This window comes from Paenibacillus lautus NBRC 15380, from assembly GCF_004000945.1.
GTDB classification, from domain to species: Bacteria; Bacillota; Bacilli; order Paenibacillales; family Paenibacillaceae; genus Paenibacillus_AQ; species Paenibacillus_AQ lautus.
The window spans coordinates 237660-255694 of the sequence record NZ_BIMF01000003.1 but is presented as its reverse complement, the minus strand read 5'-3'; the positions used below and the strand labels follow the sequence as shown (position 1 = coordinate 255694).

Annotated in this window: 19 protein-coding genes and 1 other RNA gene; 11 read left to right on the top strand and 9 right to left on the bottom strand. The window is 49.5% G+C overall.

What is annotated here, in order from left to right; all coding sequences use genetic code 11:
- Positions 1 to 2: 2 nt before the first annotated feature.
- The gene (gene pfkA, locus PLA01S_RS08295) at positions 3 to 974 is read left to right on the top strand and encodes a 6-phosphofructokinase (protein ID WP_127591523.1); all 972 of its coding nucleotides are present in this window, start codon (positions 3 to 5) and stop codon (positions 972 to 974) included.
- A 186-nt stretch (positions 975 to 1160) separates the two neighbouring features.
- Here pfkA and PLA01S_RS08290 read toward each other — a convergent pair whose 3' ends face one another.
- The 4 genes from PLA01S_RS08290 to PLA01S_RS08275 form a co-directional block, all read right to left on the bottom strand.
- The gene (locus PLA01S_RS08290; RefSeq protein ID WP_127591521.1) at positions 1161 to 2537 is read right to left on the bottom strand and encodes an MATE family efflux transporter; all 1377 of its coding nucleotides are present in this window, start codon (positions 2535 to 2537) and stop codon (positions 1161 to 1163) included.
- A gap of 273 nt (positions 2538 to 2810) precedes the next feature.
- Positions 2811 to 3998, bottom strand: a complete 1188-nt coding sequence (locus PLA01S_RS08285) for a putative glycoside hydrolase (RefSeq protein WP_127591519.1) — start codon at positions 3996 to 3998, stop codon at positions 2811 to 2813.
- Positions 3999 to 4389: 391 nt separating this feature from the next.
- The gene (locus PLA01S_RS08280) at positions 4390 to 4584 is read right to left on the bottom strand and encodes a hypothetical protein (RefSeq protein WP_006211704.1); all 195 of its coding nucleotides are present in this window, start codon (positions 4582 to 4584) and stop codon (positions 4390 to 4392) included.
- Between the two features lie 171 nt (positions 4585 to 4755).
- Positions 4756 to 5577 (bottom strand): YitT family protein, encoded by an 822-nt coding sequence (locus PLA01S_RS08275; protein ID WP_127591517.1) that lies wholly within the window; start codon positions 5575 to 5577, stop codon positions 4756 to 4758.
- 286 nt (positions 5578 to 5863) lie between these two features.
- Here PLA01S_RS08275 and cshA point away from each other — a divergent pair, with 286 nt between their 5' ends.
- Entirely contained in the window at positions 5864 to 7450 is a 1587-nt protein-coding gene (gene cshA / locus PLA01S_RS08270) for a degradosome RNA helicase CshA (RefSeq protein WP_127591515.1), read from the top strand.
- 193 nt (positions 7451 to 7643) lie between these two features.
- Here the strand turns inward: cshA and PLA01S_RS32270 are convergent, their stop codons facing one another.
- Positions 7644 to 7748, bottom strand: a complete 105-nt coding sequence (locus PLA01S_RS32270) for a YjcZ family sporulation protein (protein WP_207797483.1) — start codon at positions 7746 to 7748, stop codon at positions 7644 to 7646.
- 188 nt (positions 7749 to 7936) lie between these two features.
- On the opposite strand from PLA01S_RS32270, the gene PLA01S_RS08265 reads away from it, so the two are divergent.
- From PLA01S_RS08265 to PLA01S_RS08255, 3 genes are all read left to right on the top strand, one after another.
- Entirely contained in the window at positions 7937 to 8740 is an 804-nt protein-coding gene (locus tag PLA01S_RS08265; RefSeq protein WP_100538488.1) for a YesL family protein, read from the top strand.
- Positions 8741 to 8785: 45 nt separating this feature from the next.
- Positions 8786 to 8977: non-coding RNA, 6S RNA (gene ssrS, locus PLA01S_RS08260), on the top strand.
- Between the two features lie 145 nt (positions 8978 to 9122).
- Positions 9123 to 9515, top strand: coding sequence for a DUF1499 domain-containing protein (locus PLA01S_RS08255; RefSeq protein ID WP_006211699.1), 393 nt, complete (start codon positions 9123 to 9125; stop codon positions 9513 to 9515).
- A gap of 72 nt (positions 9516 to 9587) precedes the next feature.
- Here PLA01S_RS08255 and tpx read toward each other — a convergent pair whose 3' ends face one another.
- A complete protein-coding gene (tpx, locus tag PLA01S_RS08250; RefSeq protein ID WP_071223106.1) occupies positions 9588 to 10106 on the bottom strand; it encodes a thiol peroxidase in 519 nt (172 codons plus the stop codon).
- Between the two features lie 121 nt (positions 10107 to 10227).
- Between tpx and PLA01S_RS08245 the strand changes: the two genes are divergently transcribed.
- Together PLA01S_RS08245 and gltC are read left to right on the top strand one after the other, a co-directional pair.
- Positions 10228 to 10842 (top strand): rhomboid family intramembrane serine protease, encoded by a 615-nt coding sequence (locus tag PLA01S_RS08245; RefSeq protein ID WP_100538487.1) that lies wholly within the window; start codon positions 10228 to 10230, stop codon positions 10840 to 10842.
- Positions 10843 to 10932: 90 nt separating this feature from the next.
- Positions 10933 to 11868: a glutamate biosynthesis transcriptional regulator GltC gene (gene gltC, locus PLA01S_RS08240; protein WP_100538486.1), complete on the top strand. Its 936-nt coding sequence runs from the start codon at positions 10933 to 10935 to the stop codon at positions 11866 to 11868.
- 100 nt (positions 11869 to 11968) lie between these two features.
- Here the strand turns inward: gltC and PLA01S_RS08235 are convergent, their stop codons facing one another.
- A complete protein-coding gene (locus tag PLA01S_RS08235) occupies positions 11969 to 12649 on the bottom strand; it encodes a zinc metallopeptidase (protein ID WP_009594846.1) in 681 nt (226 codons plus the stop codon).
- A 43-nt stretch (positions 12650 to 12692) separates the two neighbouring features.
- Entirely contained in the window at positions 12693 to 13142 is a 450-nt protein-coding gene (locus PLA01S_RS08230; protein ID WP_100538485.1) for a MerR family transcriptional regulator, read from the bottom strand.
- 316 nt (positions 13143 to 13458) lie between these two features.
- Here PLA01S_RS08230 and PLA01S_RS08225 point away from each other — a divergent pair, with 316 nt between their 5' ends.
- Genes PLA01S_RS08225 through PLA01S_RS08215 form a run of 3 tightly spaced genes read left to right on the top strand, consistent with a single transcriptional unit; the run spans position 13459 to position 16763 of the window.
- A complete protein-coding gene (locus PLA01S_RS08225) occupies positions 13459 to 14898 on the top strand; it encodes an ammonium transporter (RefSeq protein WP_100538484.1) in 1440 nt (479 codons plus the stop codon).
- 48 nt (positions 14899 to 14946) lie between these two features.
- Positions 14947 to 16026, top strand: a complete 1080-nt coding sequence (locus PLA01S_RS08220) for a DUF294 nucleotidyltransferase-like domain-containing protein (RefSeq protein ID WP_127591513.1) — start codon at positions 14947 to 14949, stop codon at positions 16024 to 16026.
- Positions 16023 to 16763, top strand: a complete 741-nt coding sequence (locus PLA01S_RS08215) for a 3'-5' exonuclease (protein ID WP_100538482.1) — start codon at positions 16023 to 16025, stop codon at positions 16761 to 16763. The genes PLA01S_RS08220 and PLA01S_RS08215 overlap by 4 nt, the downstream gene beginning before the upstream one ends.
- Positions 16764 to 16796: 33 nt before the next feature.
- Here PLA01S_RS08215 and PLA01S_RS08210 read toward each other — a convergent pair whose 3' ends face one another.
- The gene (locus PLA01S_RS08210; protein ID WP_127591511.1) at positions 16797 to 17336 is read right to left on the bottom strand and encodes a M67 family metallopeptidase; all 540 of its coding nucleotides are present in this window, start codon (positions 17334 to 17336) and stop codon (positions 16797 to 16799) included.
- Positions 17337 to 17442: 106 nt separating this feature from the next.
- Between PLA01S_RS08210 and PLA01S_RS08205 the strand changes: the two genes are divergently transcribed.
- Positions 17443 to 17994, top strand: coding sequence for a TlpA family protein disulfide reductase (locus tag PLA01S_RS08205; protein WP_100538480.1), 552 nt, complete (start codon positions 17443 to 17445; stop codon positions 17992 to 17994).
- Positions 17995 to 18035 lie beyond the last annotated feature (41 nt).

Genomic DNA, 18035 nt, shown 5'->3' with positions numbered 1-18035 from the left:
ACATGGCAGAGGTTAAAAAAATTGCAGTTCTTACAAGTGGTGGCGATTCCCAAGGGATGAACGCGGCGCTTCGCGCCGTTGTACGCAGCGGTCTGTATTACGGTCTTGAAGTATATGGCATTCAGCGCGGTTACCAAGGACTTCTGGAGAACGACATTGTCAAAATGGATCTTCGCAGCGTAGGGGATATCATCCAGCGCGGAGGCACGATCCTTCGTTCCGCCCGCTGTGAAGAGTTCAAGACGGCGGAAGGGCAGCGGAAGGGTGCCGAGATTCTGAACCAGCATGGCATCGACGGGCTGGTCGTTATCGGTGGGGACGGTTCTTACCATGGGGCGAACAAGCTCAGCAAACTCGGAATCAAAACGATGGGCCTTCCTGGAACGATTGATAACGATATTTCCTTTACGGATTATACGATCGGCTTTGATACAGCCGTGAGCGTTGTTGTAGACGCCGTTAACAAACTGCGTGACACGATGTCTTCCCATGCGCGCTCGTCCGTTGTAGAGGTTATGGGACGCCACTGCGGCGACATTGCGCTCCATGCGGGTCTTGCTTCAGGGGCAGAGACCATTCTGGTGCCGGAAGTGGAGTACAACCTTGATGAAGTGGCAACCCGCTTGCGCGAAAATTTTGCAAAAGGCAAGCGTCACAGTATCATCATCGTAGCGGAAGGCGTCGGACGCGGTGAGGATATCGTATGTGATCTTAAAGAGTGCCATGCCTCGATCGATGCACGGGTAACGGTGCTCGGACATATCCAGCGCGGTGGAGCTCCGACTCCGTTTGACCGCAACCTGGCAAGCCGTCTTGGCGATTTTGCAGTTCGCAGTCTGATTGACGGCCAATCCGATAAAGGATGCGGTATCATCAAGGGTGAGCTGGTCCTGACGGATATTGACAAGGTCGTTAATACGAAGAAAGAATTTAACCGTGAACTATATGATTTGGCATTGCGATTATCCCAATAAATTAGGCCGTGTCCTAATTTCTGACGATAAGCAAAAAGACCGTCTCACATTGCAGAACGCATTCTGCATGGAGACGGTCTTTTATTACGATAAGAAAGTATACACTTCAGAGGCTTATCATCCCTGTCTCGCAAGAAAAAACCCGCTAAAAGCGGTCTGTCTTCTGAGAAGTACGTCGATAGACGTTTAGGATGCGGATCGGGCTTGTGCATTGACCTGGTGTGCGAACTTGCGTTGAACTTTGACCAGACGCATCAGCATCAGGGCAGCGCCGACGGCAAGGCCCGTGATTAAGCCGATCCAGTAGCCGAAGGCTTGCCAATCGGTGTAGTTGGCGAGCACATATCCTACTGGCAGGCCAATCACCCAGAACGACAAAAAAGCGAGCATGAAAGCGACATTAACGTCCTTATAGCCCCGCAGCGCCCCTTGGGTCGGAGTGGCGATAGCGTCCGAGATCTGGAAGAAGATCGCGAACAACAGAAACTGCTGGATCAGCGCCACGACCGCAGGCTCGTTGGAATATAATCCGGCGACCTGGCGGCCGGCCATAAACAGGATGACAGCCGTGATCAGCGACAGGATAACGGCTGTGCTGATGCCGAGTTTAGCGTACTTCCAGGCATCCTTCATGCGTCCCGAGCCGGCCTCGAAGCCTACAAGGATCGTCAGACTCATGCATATGCTTAACGGCAGCATGTACAGTGTCGTAGCGAAATTCAGGGCCGCTTGGTGTGCGGCAATGGTCGCCGTATCAAAGCTGCTCATGAGCAGCGTCACTGCTGCGAAAACAGCGGTCTCGAGGAAGATGGAGAACCCGATCGGCACGCCGATTTTTAACAGGCTTTTCCATGCACTCAAGGAAACACCCTGAAGCTGCCTGAAGATGCCGAATGGAGAGAACGGGTGATTGTTATGGATGATCACCATGGCGATGATGAGAACGGTCCAGTATGTAATCGCGGAAGCGAGGCCGGCGCCCACGCCCCCCATTCTTGGAAAGCCCCAGAATCCATAAATGAATAGCGCATTCAAGCCTACGTTCACCGGCAGGGTACTCAGCGTGATCACCATGGAAATTTTAGTTTGCCCCAGAGCATCGATAAAGCTGCGGAGCACGGTGTAGGCGAACAGCGGAATGATGCCGATCGATATGGCGGCGAGAAACTGGGAGGCAATCCGCCGAACTTCCGGCTCGAGGCTCATGGCTCCAAGAATGCCCGGTACAACGGCATACCCGATCCCAAGCACGACGATGGCGAGTAAGATGGACAGCCAGAGCGCCTGGTTAACTTGGTAAGCGACTTTATTTTCCTGACGCCCGCCAATGAGCTGCGAAACGATGGGGGTTATCCCCATCAGAATTCCGCTGAGGCCGGTTTGGACCGGGATCCAGATGCTTGTAGCGATCGCTACGCCTGCCAAGTCAGCGGAGCTGAATTTTCCGGACATGTTGGTGTCAAAAAAAGTAATGGCCGATAAGGCTAGCTGTGTAATCAGAATGGGGATAAGAATAATCGCGAATTGCTTCAGCTTTCCCCGTGTTGTAGTGGTCGGTTGCATGTGCGATGTGCCTTTCTTATTGTAGTTTTTATGACGCTGCCCCCATATTGTAGAGTCTTGCTAAGGATGGGAACAATAACTGGCTTATTGAGCGGCGAGCCAGAACTCAACCAGCGGTTGAATCGGAGTGCGTCAGGTTTGCATGTTCAGGGCCCGAAGCCCGGCCCTAATCTTCATCATAGCATCTGCTGTCAAGTAAGCTCACCGATCGATTTGAACGCAGAAAGGGCCGGCCCTGTTGATGGGCCGACCCTTAACGAATGGATAATTGAATTATTTATGAGTGACGCCTTCCGTATAACGGTTGGAAGCATTCCAGAGTAAATATTCATCGACGTTTGTATCCTTGAGGGCGCGAATCTGCTCCTCGATTTCCTTTTTACCGTACTTGGCATAATTTCCGCTTCCAAGCCAACTCGCGGTAAAGTCCTGAATCCAAGGCCGAATGATCGGTTTTTGATCTCCCAGCTCTTCCAGCTTTTTGTGGGTATCTTCCATGGAGCCTTTGATGGTCTGGTATGGAGCCTTATCCGGTACAGGGGAGCCGAACCAGCCTGCCGTGTAATGGCTTGGGTATACCATCGGGCTGATGATATCGACGTTCTTGGAAATTTTGACGAAGTCTTGGCCGATCCCTTCTGCCGCGGGTACCGAAGCAGCATACCCGAAGATGTCAACGGATACGCGTATGCCGAGCGGCGCTAGCTCTTCCCGGGCATATTGCACAAAATCGGATACCACGTCCACACGCGATTGATCCGTCTTGGTATATTTCAGGGAATCGGCACGTTTCTCAAAGCCCTCCGGAAAACGGACATAATCAAACTGGATTTCCTTGAATCCGAGTTTTGCGGCTTCCTTGGCGATTTCGATGTTGTAATCCCAAACCTCTTTGCTGTACGGGTTAACGAAGCTGTCGCCCCCGCCATTGGTCCAGACGCTGCCGTCTCCTTTACGGAAGGAAAGCTCCGGGTTTTTCTTGGCAAGGATGGTATCCTTGAACACAACAACTCTGGCGATCGGATAAATATCGTGTTTCTCCAGCCGCTTCATCAGCTGCTTGATGTCTTTGATAAAAGGCTGGGATTTACCGAGTTCCTTCAGCTTCGGATTATCGGTTTTGTACGTTATGTATCCTTCATCGTCCTTGATGTCGATGACCATCGCATTAAGATCGGTCTTGTCCATAAGATCCACGAGCTGATTCATTCTGGAGCCGCCTGCGCTATAAGCCGTTACATAAATGCCCTTGACTTTAGGCGCGTCAATCTGCGGATCGATTTCCGTCGTGTTTGGCTGAATGCCGGAGTGTCCTTGACCCTGGTTGTTATTTTGGTGCATGCCCTGAATTATGGCGGTATTTAACGAAGCCTGAAGTTTGGCGGGAAGATTGTTATCTTGCGGACTGGAACCGCCGAAGCCCGCGGACGCCAAGATGAATAAAGCCAAGATGATATTCATAATTACTCTCTCCCTTGTGTACATTCACATCATGATTATAAAGGAACGGATGCCTTCAAAAAGAACAGGATTGTTACAATCGACAATAAATTGGAAACGGCGGGTGAGCGTACTTAGTTCATTAAACGGGTCAAGGGCGTTCTAAACGCTAAAAATCGACATTTGTGGCAGTTGGCCGTGAACAACGTGTGAACATGGGGAGTGACTAGCATCGGAATATAACAGCCATAAAAGAAGGTGGATAGCGTTTACAGCAGCTTTACCTGCTTTGGTGGGGAATGACGTGCTTATAGAATTTACATTTATCCATAAAAAAATGCCGTTACTCACCGGTGAATTTTACCGGAGAATAACGGCACTTGTCGTGCGATATTTACGTGAAGCATTAAAATTAATGAAGCGGCGTTTGGTTCTGATGCTCGCAAATGCTGAACTGAATGATTTCAAGAGCGTCCTCCTGCTCCAGAATACTCAGCCCGTCCCTAAGAACGATCATGGAATTCAGTTCGTTCTGTCTAAAGAACGGTATCATTTCCGGGAACCACTTCATGACGATTTGTGACAATTTTACCGTTTCCATTTCCATAAAAATCACCCTTTCCTTCCAAATTGGTTAGGCAGGACGTTCTTTTGTAAAACGGAAAAACAATTAAAATTGGGCCAAAGCGATGCCCGGGAAAAGATCTCATGAATATTGTAGGAACCGCGCACCAATATTATACCACAAATTTACCATACCCTCACAGGTGGTAAATATTTAGTTCTTGCGGAATTGACCCATGACAGCCGTAGTTTCCACGATATTAACGAAGGCTAGGGGATCTGTCTCCGTAATGATTTGTTTTAGCTCAGCCAGCTCATATCGCGTCGTGACGGTCATTAGCATATCCTTTTCTTTATGACTGAAGGCCCCCTCGGTTTTGATCTTGGTTATACCGCGGGGGCGCTTAAGCAGCTTCTCCAGCAGGGCTTCCGTCTGGTTCGTGACAATAAAGACCGTAACCTTGATATGACTGACGTGGAGCATATCCACCATCTTTCCGGCAATATAGATGGAGGCCATGGAGGCGAGGGCCAGATTCCAGTCGTCTTCCAAATAGGCAACTGCCATAATGACGATGGCGTTCAGCGTCACGAGCACACTTCCAACGGGGAAGTCCCGGTATTTCGTAACGAGGGAGCCGATGATATCAAAGCCCCCGGTGGAACCGCCAACTCGAAAGGAGAGGCCGGTACCGAATCCGACAAGCACGCCGCCGAAAACGGAGGACAGCAGCATGTCGGTTGCAACCGGAGTAACCGGAATGAGCTCCAGGAATAGAGTTGTAACGATAACCGAGAGAACGCTGAGACCAACGAACCTTTTGCCAAGCTTGAACCAACCGGTTATAAGAATCGGGATATTGAGCACAAAATACATGATGCTGATATTTAGCGGCGTGAAATAGCCGATAATCAGAGCGACGCCGGAAACGCCTCCGCTGAGCAGATGATGTGGAATCAGAAACAAATTAAATCCGCCGGCGATAATGATGCCGCCGAACACGATCGAAAAATAGGTCCATAGACGCTTCAACATAGGAATCACCTCCCGGTTATTATGACTTCTTTAAGCTTGCTGGTATTCCAGAAATGTTTTGTGATATAATGTATTGGATATTCTTGAGTAGTCCGTTACATTGATAACTTTGCAAGCTTATCAGGATGATTATACATTAACCAGTCAACATGCTGGTGATAAGAGAAATATACCGGTTCACCTCGTGCAGAAAATCCTGCTGGCCGGGAAAGCCTATAAACGTCACCACTACTTAAGAATACAGAGAAGAAAGTGGAAGTCCACAGATAGAAGGAGTATGAACCTATTGAAAAATTTCGCAGATTTTGGCTTGGAGCCGCGCGTGCTGCAAGCAATTACCGAACTTGGCTTTGAGGAAGCCACACCGATCCAATCCCAATCAATTCCGATTGCCCTAACCGGCAAGGACATGATTGGACAAGCACAGACAGGTACTGGTAAGACAGCAGCATTCGGCCTTCCTCTTATCCACAAAATCGCCAAGGAAGAGGAGCGTATCGTCGCTCTCATTATGACGCCGACCCGTGAACTAGCCATTCAGGTTGCTGAAGAAATCGGTAAACTGTCCCGTTTTAAAGGAATCCGTTCCTTGGCTATTTATGGCGGACAGGATATCGGGCGTCAGATCCGCGCTTTGAAAAAGAAGCCTCAAATCATTATCGGCACACCAGGTCGACTACTTGACCACATCAACAGAAAAACCATCCGACTTGATGATGTCCAAACGGTTGTATTGGATGAAGCGGATGAAATGCTGGACATGGGCTTCATGGAAGACATCCAGTCGATCCTTAAGCTAGTTCCTGAAGAACGTCAAACCTTGCTGTTCTCCGCAACTATGCCGGCTAACATTCAGAAACTGGCTTCTCAGTTCCTGAAAGACCCTGAGCATGTATCCGTTATTCCTAAGCACGTTAGTGCACCTCTGATTGATCAAGCGTACATTGAAGTTCCTGAGCGTCAAAAGTTTGAAGCGCTGAGCCGCCTTCTGGATATGGAATCGCCTGAGCTTGCGATTGTATTCGGACGCACGAAGCGCCGGGTAGACGAACTGGCAGAAGCCCTGCAAAAACGCGGCTACTCTGCAGACGGTCTCCATGGTGACCTGTCCCAGCATCAACGTGATACCGTTATGCGTAAATTCCGTGACGGCAGCATTGATGTTCTCGTAGCGACAGATGTGGCTGCACGTGGTCTCGACGTATCGGGCGTTACCCATGTTGTGAACTTTGACTTGCCGCAAGATCCGGAAAGTTATGTACACCGTATCGGACGTACAGGCCGTGCGGGTAAAGAAGGTACAGCTTGGTCCTTCGTAACTCCTCGTGAGATGGATCATCTGTACTTTATCGAGCGTGTGACTCGTCACCGTATTCCACGTAAACCTTTGCCTACGATCGCTGAAGCTATTGAAGGTAAACAGCGCATTATCGCTGAACGTGTGCTTGAAATTATTGAGCAAGGTGAATTGACCGAGTATAAAGGTCTTGCCATTCAATTGCTGGAACAATACGATTCCGTACAATTGCTGGCAGCTGCAATGAAGATCCTGACTGGAGACAAAAAGGAAGGATCCGATATTCACTTGACTCCGGAAGATCCGATCCGTGCAAAACGCCGTAAGCCGGACATCCGCAGTGGTCGCAAGCCAAGCGGTGGCTATGGCGGACGCAGTAACAGCGGTGGTGGATATCGCCGTGAGGGTGGAAGCGGCAGCGGTGGTAACCGTGGCGGCTACTCCAAAGGTGGAAGCAGCAGTTATGGCAACCGCGATGGCGGTGGCTACAACCGTGACCGCAACAATAGTGGTGACCGTAAACCTCGTTCCTACAGCGGCGGCGAACGTCGTCCTAACCGGGGCGGAGACGAATAGTATTTAACGGTTAACTTCTTCTGAAATGAAGTAAACGAACATTAAAAGACGAAGCAGCTGCCCACACCAGGTGGAGCCGCGCTTCGTCTTTTGTTCATGTTTAAAGAAGATGCACCCAGGGTGCATCCCCTTTAAACTCGCAGTTTTAGAGCAATAACAGCCGATCTGTCTCACTTCACGATTCAAAGAGACATTAGATGTAGAATGTGCTGAGAATAATTACAAGGAGAATGAACAGAACCAGGACAATACCAACATTATTTCCGTAGCCGTAACCGCCGCCACCTTCACAAGACATACATAATCCCTCCTCTTTAAATTTGGAAATTCAAGTTTGTTGAACGGATTACGAGATATCGTATGGGGAAACCACGGCGATGGATTGGACATTCACCCAGGTGCGTTGAAATTAGGCTCTGGCAATGCATGTACCAAATAAGGTATATTAATAGATACATGCATGATTTGAGTGAGGAGGAAACGGATTTGGAAATGAAAGGAGCCATGGGTGGCTTATACAAGCTCACCGAGTGGATTACCCGAATTGCTTTTTCGAACATCTTGTGGGTTATTTGTACATCGCCTTTCCTGTTTATCGTTCTAACCAAATTCCTGATGGCCGTTCAGACACCGGAGGCGCATAATGAGCAGCTGCTGTCCAACTGGGTTCTGGGAATATTATCACCGTTTGTTTTGTTTCCGGCTACGGCGGCTTTATTTACCGTTGTACGCAAATGGGTAATGGGCAATCCGGATGTGTCCGTATTTAAAACGTTTTTCAAGGGTTATAAGGAAAATTACAAGCAGAGCATGATCGGCGGTATTTTTTATACGCTGCTGTTCGTGATTATGTACGTGGATTACACGGTTTATATGACGCAGCTTGATGGTTTCCAGCTTGTCGGCATTGTGATGCTCGTGCTGCTTATCGTGCTGTTTGTCTCCCTGTTCAATTTCTTCTCCATGGCCGTTCATTATGAGATGAAAACGACGCAGCTGTTGAAAAATGCGGTGCTGCTGACGTTGATTCGTCCGTTCCGCGTATTTTCGACTTTGATCGGAAGCGCTGTCTTGGCGTATATCGGCACGCAGATGCCGGTGCTGTTCGTGTTCTTCCTGTTCTGCCTGATGGCATTGTTCGCGTTCTTTAACTTCTATGCCACCTTCACCAAAATGCAGGAACAGCAGGAGAAGATGAAGAAAGCCGAGGAAGAGGAGTCCGAAACCGAACAAGCCCTTCTGGAAAGCATGGATTCTGCCAAAAAGGGAGAGAACGGATCGAAACCTTAAATAATGCGAGGTTTACTTTTCCGGCAAAACCCCCTATAATAAGACTACATCCTGCGATGTTCGTTTCGGTTTTCCGTTGTTTTGAACCAATGACGATGTCTAGGGAGATCTATACGTAATCGTGGCTGAAATGCCCTGTCTATATGACAAGGGGAATTCATAAGCGGTTCTGCGGTCACCCACCTGCTAATGCAGGTTCGAAGACAATGTTTACCGGACGGCATAGGCGGGTTTCGTTTAACCAATGAATGGGCACCTCTTTTATTTCGAATTCGAAGTGAAAGAGGTGTCTTTTTGCTATATATAAAGGTTTGCTGAAAGCATAAACAATGTTAAACTAGAGTATGGAAAGGAACGGTCATTTATAAAGGAGGAACGGTCTTTGTCATTAAAACGAGTTCTAATTGGTATCGTGCGCAGCTACGACGGCACAAGCGACCGTGCTAAAGATCCCAAGCTGAAGACGCGTTATTACAATCTTTCAAAAGAAAAGTGTTTTGAAGAGGTTTCCTCGACACTGAAAAAAATTCCGGGTTACAAAGTTCTGCATGAGGTTAAATCCGTGGGAGAAATCACGCTCGAGAAAAGAACCTCGTTTGGACGTACACTGGACATTACCGTATCCGTGCTCGGCATCAGTCCGGTTCGCAGCGCAGTTGATATGTATTCGGCGTCCCGCGGTTCCCTAGGGGATCTGGGAGCGAACTACCGGGTTATCTTGAACCTGTACGCTGTTCTGGATAAAAAACTGAGCAAGTATAAAGTGGATGCTTAGTAGAATAAGAAAAAGCGGGAGAGCTGCTCTCCCGCTTTTTAAAAGTGTGCAGTGTATGTAGCCTTTGGCGTGTTACCGCAAAGATTTTACTGCATCGATCGCGGCTTCGTAATTCGGGTGCTCCGTCATTTCACCAAGGTATTCTACATAGGTGATGGTATCGTTAGTATCCACGACGAAGATCGAACGCATGTCGAGCTGGAATTCCTTGATAAGCACGCCATACGCTTCACCGAAAGAACGCGATTTATAGTCGGATAGCGTAATGACCCGGTCAACGCCTGCAGCTCCGCACCAACGGGCTTGGGCGAACGGAAGGTCGGCACTGATCGTAAGGATCACCACATCATCGCCTAGACCAGCTGCTTCTTCATTGAAACGGCGCGTCTGAGCATCGCATACCCCGGTGTCGAGGGAAGGAACGACACTGATCAGCTTGATTTTACCGGCATAATCTTTAAGAGATACGTCTTCGAGCAGGTTTTTGCTCACTGTAAAATCCGGCGCGGCATCACCAGCCTTGAGCTGTGGTCCGATGAGTGTAATAGGATTGCCTTTAAAAGTGGCAGCTCCTGAACGTTCTTGAGCCATGAGAAATCTCCTCCTTGGATATCAAAGTTTGGTGATCAGGTTCATGGTACATTATAATCTTTTTAAAAAGGGAATGTCCACTATGGGGCACCCCTGCCTGGTTTAGGATGAGGAGGATGCTATGATATTCGTACGTTATGAAAATTGGAAAAGTTATTTGCGTTATTATCCCGTTACATCGCTGCTGCTTGTGATCAACCTGGTGATGTTTGTAATTACATCCTTTGACGGCGGTTCCAGAAACCCGGTTACGCTGCTGAAATATGGAGCTTTATCGGATTTGCCGCAGTTCGTTGATCAGGCATGGAGATACTTTACGGCGATGTTCCTCCATAACGGATTTGACCACTTTTTGTTCAACAGCTTCGCACTGCTGGTATTTGTTCCCCCGCTGGAGAGAATCATGGGGAGCTGGAAATTTGCCATTCTGTATCTGCTCAGCGGTGTTCTCGGTAATGTAATCGGATTGGCTTATTATGAGCGCATGGAGGACTATACCTTCCTTGTAGGCGCCTCAGGAGCCATATACGGAGCTTATGGCGCTTATCTGTACATCGCCCTGTTCCAGCGGCATGTCATGGATGAGTCGTCCCGCAAGACGCTGTTCACCCTGCTTATTCTGGGGATACTGTTCTCGTTTACACCAGGGGTCAGCCTTGTAGCACATGTCGGCGGATTGGTAGGCGGATTTTTCCTCTACGGTCTCATGATTCGATTATTTAAACGTCGAACATAATCGGACCTTAGAGGGTCTGTTATAATAGAATTGGATGATTTGATAAAGTCTTCAAGTCTTCTAGGGAATAAGAATGGAGCGATAAAAGGCGTGGAATTACGACAGTTGCAATACTTTGTAAAGGTTGCGCAAAAGGAACACGTTACCCAAGCGGCAGAAGAGCTTCATGTGGCTCAATCAGCCGTCAGCCGTCAAATACATCAGTTGGAAGAAGAGCTTGGTGTTAATTTGTTCATGCAAAAAGGCCGGAATCTGCAGTTAACGCCGGTTGGTCAGCTTTTTTGCAAACGGGTGGAGAGCATTATGAAGGATTTGGACCGTGCGGTCGTCGAGATACATGAATTTCTGGACCCGGAGCAGGGGGAAATCCGCATCGGATTCCCTCACAGCCTGGGCATCCATTTGATTCCGTCCATTGTGGCTGAATTCCGGAAGAAGTACCCGAACGTGAAGTTCCGGTTCAAGCAGGGGATGTTCCCGACACTGATCCGGGACGTGGTCGGGGCTGAAGTGGACTTGGCATTTGTGTCTCCGTTTCCGGATCGCCATGATCAAGTGGACGGAGATATCGTCTTGACAGAGGAGCTGTTTGCGATCCTGCCACCGAATCACCCGCTTGCGGGGGAGCAGACCATCAAGCTGGAGCAATTGAAGGAGGAGCGCTTTGTGCTGTTCAGCAAAGGCTACTCCTTGCGCCCGATCGTGTGGCATGCCTGCCTGGAAGCCGGGTTCACGCCGAAAATTGCTTTTGAAGGCGAGGAGACGGATACGATCCGCGGGCTGGTTGCGGCCGGCATGGGGGTCAGCCTGCTTCCTGAAATGGCGCTGTTCCAGACGAATCCGCTGCAGCCAGCACGCGTCCGGATCTCGGAGCCGAAGGTAACGCGTTCCATCGGTCTGATTCACCGCGCGGACGAGAAGCTGCCACCGGTTGCGCAAGCCTTCCGTGCGTTTTTGCTTCAATATTTTGGCATTGATCCGTCGCCGAAAAAGGAAGGTGCAGGGACTGACGCATCAACTCCCTAACCTGGCTTCATTAATCAAAAATAACATATAAAAAAGAGGGCTTTCCTTCTCCACCCATCCATGGTAGAGAGGAAAGCCCTTTGTTGTTGTGCGTATTGGTTTATTCCCGGTTGCTCGTAAAGATCATGATATACCGGATCAACTCGAGCAAAGAGATCAAGGCTGCAGCGACGTAGGTCAGGGCCGCGGCGTTCAATACTTTAGCAACTCCGCGTTCTTCGTCATTGGCGATATAGCCTTCTTGAACCATCAGCTGACGGGCACGGTTACTTGCGTTAAACTCGACCGGCAGAGTGACAAGCTGGAAGGCAACGGCGCAAGAGAAGAAGATAATGCCGAGACCGACCAGGTTCATGGCTTGGAACAGGAATCCGGCAATCAAGAGAAACGGAGCGATACCCGATGCGAAGTTAACGACCGGGAACATCTTGTGACGGGCTACAAGCATCGGATAGTGCTCGGCATGCTGGATCGCATGGCCGACCTCGTGACAAGCAACGGAGACGGCCGAGATGGTACGTTCATAATAAACGGGCTCTGACAAGCGCACAACGCGTTTGGTCGGATCATAGTGGTCGGAGAGTGTGCCTGGCACCGGTTCAATCGGCACGTCGTGGAGTCCGTTGGCATCCAGCATATGCCGGGCCGCATCGTATCCGGTCATGCCGGTGCTGTTCTCAACCTTGGCCCATTTGTTAAATGTGCCTTTAACCCGGAATTGAGCCCAGAGCGAGAATATAAAAGCGATAATAATGAGAATAAACATCCAGTCAGAATACATATATCATACCCCCATACAAAGTTGTTATTTGGTTCTTCACCATTTACATCGAAGTGAACTGGTTCAGCAAGATTTGTAGCGACTCGATGCAAGCAGCCCCTTTAGGAAGAATGTTAGCTAGTACCTCCCGGGCTTGACTTGGCTTTAATTCACTTAGAAGCGGGTTGAGTTCCTTCACATCCCGTTCCAGCTGTTTCATCTGTATTTCGAGCTTAGTTAGCTTCTCCGTCATTTCGGAATCATCGGGAACCGACTTCCAGCGATCCAGCCTCTCCTTAATCTCATCGAGAGTATATTTCTCTTGCTTTAACTGATTAATACGTTCGAGAGTGCTTAAGGTTTCAGAACTGTACAACCGGTAGTTTTTTAACGTCCGTTTCTCAGGGGAGATCAAACCCAGCTTCGTATAATAGTCAATGGTTCTTTCGCTGATTCCGGCAACCTTGGCCAGCTCACCGATCCGGAAAAGGTTTCCTCTCGTGATCCCCATCATTCATCACCTCACAAGCTTTCATTGAATGGACATTAATGAATGCATTTATATTTTCATTTTAATAGAAATATGATACATGATCATGAACCATACAGTCAAACGTCATAGTTGTGACAAAAAACCTTGAAGCTTAGTCTTTACTTATACTATACAGGATGTTAGACGATTTGCACTGTATGCACTTAATGTTAGATTATATTACATAACTGAAGTTTATTTTGAAAAAAACCGTTGCGGATTTTCATTCTCCCCCCTATAATGACAATATGAATTCAAGGTTATGTTATATTAGTTTACATTAAGGGGAGTGTAAAACATGAAAAAAAGATGGCTAGGTTTAATGGCGGGAGTAATCGCATTGCTTGCATTCCCGGCGAGCGCGTTTGCCGCTGATGGGGGAGCCACGAATGTTGAATTAACGGCTGGCTTGAACTCCGTGTTCGTATTCTTGGCAGCATTGCTCGTATTCTTCATGCAAGCAGGGTTCGCACTGCTGGAAGCCGGATCGGTTCGTATGAAGAATGCAGGCCACGTTGCAGGTAAAACCTTCCTGACCTTCGGCATTTCAATCGTCGCCTTCTGGGCGCTAGGGTTTGGCCTAGCATTCGGTAACGGAAACAGTTTTTTCGGATTTGAAGGTTTTTTCTTAAGCGGTGACAATGCGGCCGGCTCTTTTGATTCCTTGTCCGCTTACGATGTGCCAACAACCATTATGTTTCTGTTCCATTTATCCTTTGCAGCCGTATCCTTGGCTATCGCTTGCGGAGGTATGGCAGAACGGGCGAAACTCAGCGTTTATATCGTGTTCGGATTGCTGTTCACCATCGTGATTTACCCGATTGTTGCTCACTGGGTATGGGGCGGCGGCTGGCTCGGGGCTCTGGGTATGCAGGACTTTGCCGGATCGACGGTCGTTCACTTGACAGGCGCTACAGCGGCGCTCGTGGCTACCGTTCTTCTGAAGCCTCGACTTGGCAAATATAATAAGGACGGGAAGCCTAACAGCATTCCGGGTCACAACCAAGTTTTATCGGTACTCGGCGTTTTCATCATCTGGATCGGCTGGTTCGGTTTTAATCCAGGCAGCACGATCTCCGCACTCACGGACGGCTTCTTCGGTTTTGTGGCATTAAATACGAATATCGCAGCTGCGGCAGGTGCGCTTGCGGCGTTGCTGATCTCTTGGGCGGTTCTGGGCAAAGCGGACATTCCCAGCATGCTGAACGGTATTCTCGCCGCATTCGTTGCGATCACAGGGGCTTGTGCATTCGTGGAACCTTGGGCGGCTGTCGTTATCGGTGCAGTAGCCGGTACGATTACCTTCTTTACGGCTCAGTGGTTTGACCGCAAAGGCATTGATGATCCTGTATATGCATTCTCCGTACATGGTATTGCCGGTATGTGGGGTGCCGTATCCACCGGTTTGTTCGCAGCACCGAGACTTGTTGAAATTACAGGCGTAGGCAAAGAAGGCTTGTTCTACGGCGGGGGCTTCGGTCAGCTTGGCGTTCAGCTTTTGGGCCTGGTCGGCACCTTTGCATTCGTTCTCGTGATCTCATTCATCATTCTGTATATCATGAAAGTTACGATGGGTATCCGCGTAACGGAGGAAGAAGAATTGGTGGGTCTTGATATCAGTGAACACGGAACTTACGGATATCCGGAGCAAATGAAACTTCTGGCGGAATCGGAAGGGAAGTCCCCTGAGTTTCGTTCCGGGGGCAAAGCGGTACCTGGAAGCGACACGGCTTTATAAGTACTAAACTCTAAATAGTTCATGAATATGTAATAAGGAGGCCGCGGCATGAAACCTCTGAAATCCGTCAATCTGTTTCCGGTATTCTCGGAAATTCAGACAGCAGCAACAGCCCAGCAATTACGAGATGAACGGATCGTTTGTCAGAACCATCTGATCGAGATGCGTTATGACATGGAGCTGAGAGAGTGGATCGCATCCGTCAATACGATGCACGATCTGATTGGACAGCGTGCCGCGGCAATCTGTGAGCAGGACATGTGGGAGGCTGGCTTGGGCCGGCCTCCTGCGCGTTATGCGTTTGTTGCTTTTGGCAGCAGCGGAAGACAGGAAGCGACGCTGTGGAGCGATCAGGACAACGGTTTGATCATTGGCGATGAGCTGGAGGAGGATCAGCTTCCCTTTTTTCGGGAATATGGCCTTCGGCTGGTGAATCTGTTGGAGTATGCAGGCTATCCCAAATGTTCGGGAAAGGTGATGTGTTCCGAACCCTTATGGAGCAAAAAGCTTGGCGATTGGAAAAATCAGATTAGCGAGTGGTGTGGAGATCAGCAGTGGGAGCCGATTCGCAATTTCATCATCGCTTCGGATCTCCGTCATATAGCGGGAGATGGCGAGCTATCGGAGGCTTGGACCGACCATTTCCGGAGCTCGGTCGAGCTGCACCCGAACATCGGCTATGCCGTACTGCGAAACACGGTCAAGCACAAGGCAACGCTTAATGTTATGGGGCGAATTGTGACGGAGCGGTTTGGTGAGCATGCCGGTGAATTTGACGTAAAGTATGGCGTCTACATTCCCCTTGTGAACAGCATCCGCACGATGGCGCTGCAAAGAGGCATCACCGAAACCTCGACGCAAAAGCGGATGGAGAAGGTCATGCTGCTTGAGGGCGGCAATTTGCTGCTGGAAAGCGTACAGCGTGCTTTCTTGACGGCTCTTCGATTGAGGAATAACACGCCCCATCGGGTGGAGAACGGGCTGATCACCAGCAGCGGGTATATTTCGCAGGAGCAGCTCAAGAACAAAACCATGCAGTACGAGCTTCGCGATACGCTTGGTGTTGTCAGACGGATACACCGGTCATTGCAGCGAGAGCACCGTTTTGCGGAGAGGAGGAAACCATGACTGAACCGGGACAATCGAACGGGGGCTTCTGGAGATCGCTCCGTTCGGGTAACTTTAATTCAGCCATCGCTTCCATGCGCGGGGCGCAGACAGCGCAGCAGCTGGCCTTCATCCGATCCCAGATGAAGGATAACCGGAGGCCGGAGGTGCTGGGTACCCCGCTGGACGAGCTGGAGGTTGTCGTATTTGATCTCGAGACGACGGGGTTCAATCACCAGCACGGTGATGAAATTTTGTCATTCGGTGCAACCAAGGTCATCGGGGAGCAAGTGATTGAGAACGAAACCTTTCATATGATCGTTAACAGCGGTGCTCCTGTTCCTCCATTCATTGCTGAGCTGACAGGAATTACGCAGCATATGGTTGATGCAGCCCCGCCTTTAATGGAGGGGCTGCATGATTTCATGGCTTTTATAGGAGGCAGGGTGCTTGTTGCCCATGCCGCTGCGCATGACCGCGGATTCCTGAACGCAGCCTTGTGGAAGACATCGAAGGTTCGATTAACCCACCGGCTCCTTGATACGATGATGCTTGCGCAGAGATTATATCCTGAGCAGAAGGATTACAGTCTGGATGAGCTGCTGCGAAGCAGCGGCATTCCGGTGGAGGGCAGACATCATGCTCTGTCCGACGCGCGCATGACCGCCCGGCTGTGGGCGGATTATATGCAAGAAATTCAGGCGCGCGGCCATGCAACCACGCTTGGGGATTTGTATGTCTATCTAAGCGAGGCGTAAACCCCGAGCATGATGGCTGCACGCGATAGCTCATTATTCTATTTGGATTTTGCAAGGAATCGGGGCGAGGGAATAGCATTCCGATCCCGGACGTCCCCAGGAATTGGATGGCAGATCGCTGGTTAATTCTGAGGCTTCTGTTCCCCGAATAATTTTGTAGGCATGAAGCTGCAGTGGTTTCAAGCCGGGGGCATATGAAGTTGAAGCTGCAGGAGAGCCGATGGCATATACCTGAAGCAGTCCGCCGAAGGATGGAAGCTGCAGCAGATCCTCTTCGGACGGCTCAGGGGATGTATGCGGGTGACTGTGAAACAAACCGACGATTCGTTTTTCAGTCAAAACCAAGCGGGTCCATTGAACAGGATCCAGAAGAAAAGAATGCAGCGGAAACTCCGCTGTATTTTTTACGGGAATAAATTGTGTAACGGTTACCGATCGGCTTGTTGCGCTGGAGTGCCCGATAAGGACACCACAAGCTTCCTCTGGCAGACAATGATACGTATAGTCCGATATATGCTGTTGTACCGCCGCGTGCAGCAGAAGCTGCTCCAGGGCCGTGTCAGACGGGTTCATCTTTTTCCCTCCCGGGCTGTAATTGGAGTCGATCGCGTGTTTGAAAGATTAGGGTTTCAGGGTACAATAGGGACTATAACTAAGTTTAGCAAAGGAACCTATACCTATGAAACGAAACATAATCATTATCGTCCTGCTTGTTGTCGCGGCAGGCGCTGTAATCTATAATCAAGCCGGCGACAATATCCAGGCCGTCTTCATGCAGGAGAAGCCGCTCCCGACGGAGACAGGTGCCAAGGCCGGGCTGCTTGCCCCTACCTTCACGTTAAAGGGGATGGACGACAAGACATATTCCGGCGGCGGAGCGCGCGATAAAGCGATGGTCGTCAATTTCTGGGCATCATGGTGTGAACCGTGCAAGCAAGAAGCCCCGGAGCTTGATAAGTTGGCAGCGGAATATGCAGATGAGCTGGAAATTTACGGCGTGAACGTGTCCAAGTATGACAATGAGAAAAAAGCGCGTCAATTCGTTAAGGATTTTGAACTCCGGTATCCGATCCTTCTCGATCCCAAAGGAGAAGTGTTCGAGGAGTTGTATAAAGGCCAGGTCTTCCCGACAAATGTGCTGATTGATCGAAACGGCGTGATCCAGGAAATCATTCTTGGCGCTCCGGATCCCAAGGATCTTCGCAAAAAGGTAGCCAAGCTGTTGAATTAATTGTGAAGCGAAAAGCGGCGGAAACACCAGGAAACACCAAA

Coding starts and splice junctions, on each gene's coding strand:
- PLA01S_RS08205 (WP_100538480.1), top strand. CDS start 17,443: ATGAAACGAAACATAATCATTATCGTCCTGCTTGTTGTCGCGGCAGGC.
- PLA01S_RS08210 (WP_127591511.1), bottom strand. CDS start 17,336: ATGAACCCGTCTGACACGGCCCTGGAGCAGCTTCTGCTGCACGCGGCG.
- PLA01S_RS08290 (WP_127591521.1), bottom strand. CDS start 2,537: ATGCAACCGACCACTACAACACGGGGAAAGCTGAAGCAATTCGCGATT.
- PLA01S_RS08220 (WP_127591513.1), top strand. CDS start 14,947: ATGAAACCTCTGAAATCCGTCAATCTGTTTCCGGTATTCTCGGAAATT.
- PLA01S_RS08230 (WP_100538485.1), bottom strand. CDS start 13,142: ATGATGGGGATCACGAGAGGAAACCTTTTCCGGATCGGTGAGCTGGCC.
- PLA01S_RS08215 (WP_100538482.1), top strand. CDS start 16,023: ATGACTGAACCGGGACAATCGAACGGGGGCTTCTGGAGATCGCTCCGT.
- pfkA (WP_127591523.1), top strand. CDS start 3: ATGGCAGAGGTTAAAAAAATTGCAGTTCTTACAAGTGGTGGCGATTCC.
- PLA01S_RS08285 (WP_127591519.1), bottom strand. CDS start 3,998: ATGAATATCATCTTGGCTTTATTCATCTTGGCGTCCGCGGGCTTCGGC.
- PLA01S_RS08275 (WP_127591517.1), bottom strand. CDS start 5,577: ATGTTGAAGCGTCTATGGACCTATTTTTCGATCGTGTTCGGCGGCATC.
- PLA01S_RS08225 (WP_100538484.1), top strand. CDS start 13,459: ATGAAAAAAAGATGGCTAGGTTTAATGGCGGGAGTAATCGCATTGCTT.
- PLA01S_RS08235 (WP_009594846.1), bottom strand. CDS start 12,649: ATGTATTCTGACTGGATGTTTATTCTCATTATTATCGCTTTTATATTC.
- PLA01S_RS08245 (WP_100538487.1), top strand. CDS start 10,228: ATGATATTCGTACGTTATGAAAATTGGAAAAGTTATTTGCGTTATTAT.
- PLA01S_RS32270 (WP_207797483.1), bottom strand. CDS start 7,748: ATGTCTTGTGAAGGTGGCGGCGGTTACGGCTACGGAAATAATGTTGGT.
- tpx (WP_071223106.1), bottom strand. CDS start 10,106: ATGGCTCAAGAACGTTCAGGAGCTGCCACTTTTAAAGGCAATCCTATT.
- PLA01S_RS08280 (WP_006211704.1), bottom strand. CDS start 4,584: ATGGAAATGGAAACGGTAAAATTGTCACAAATCGTCATGAAGTGGTTC.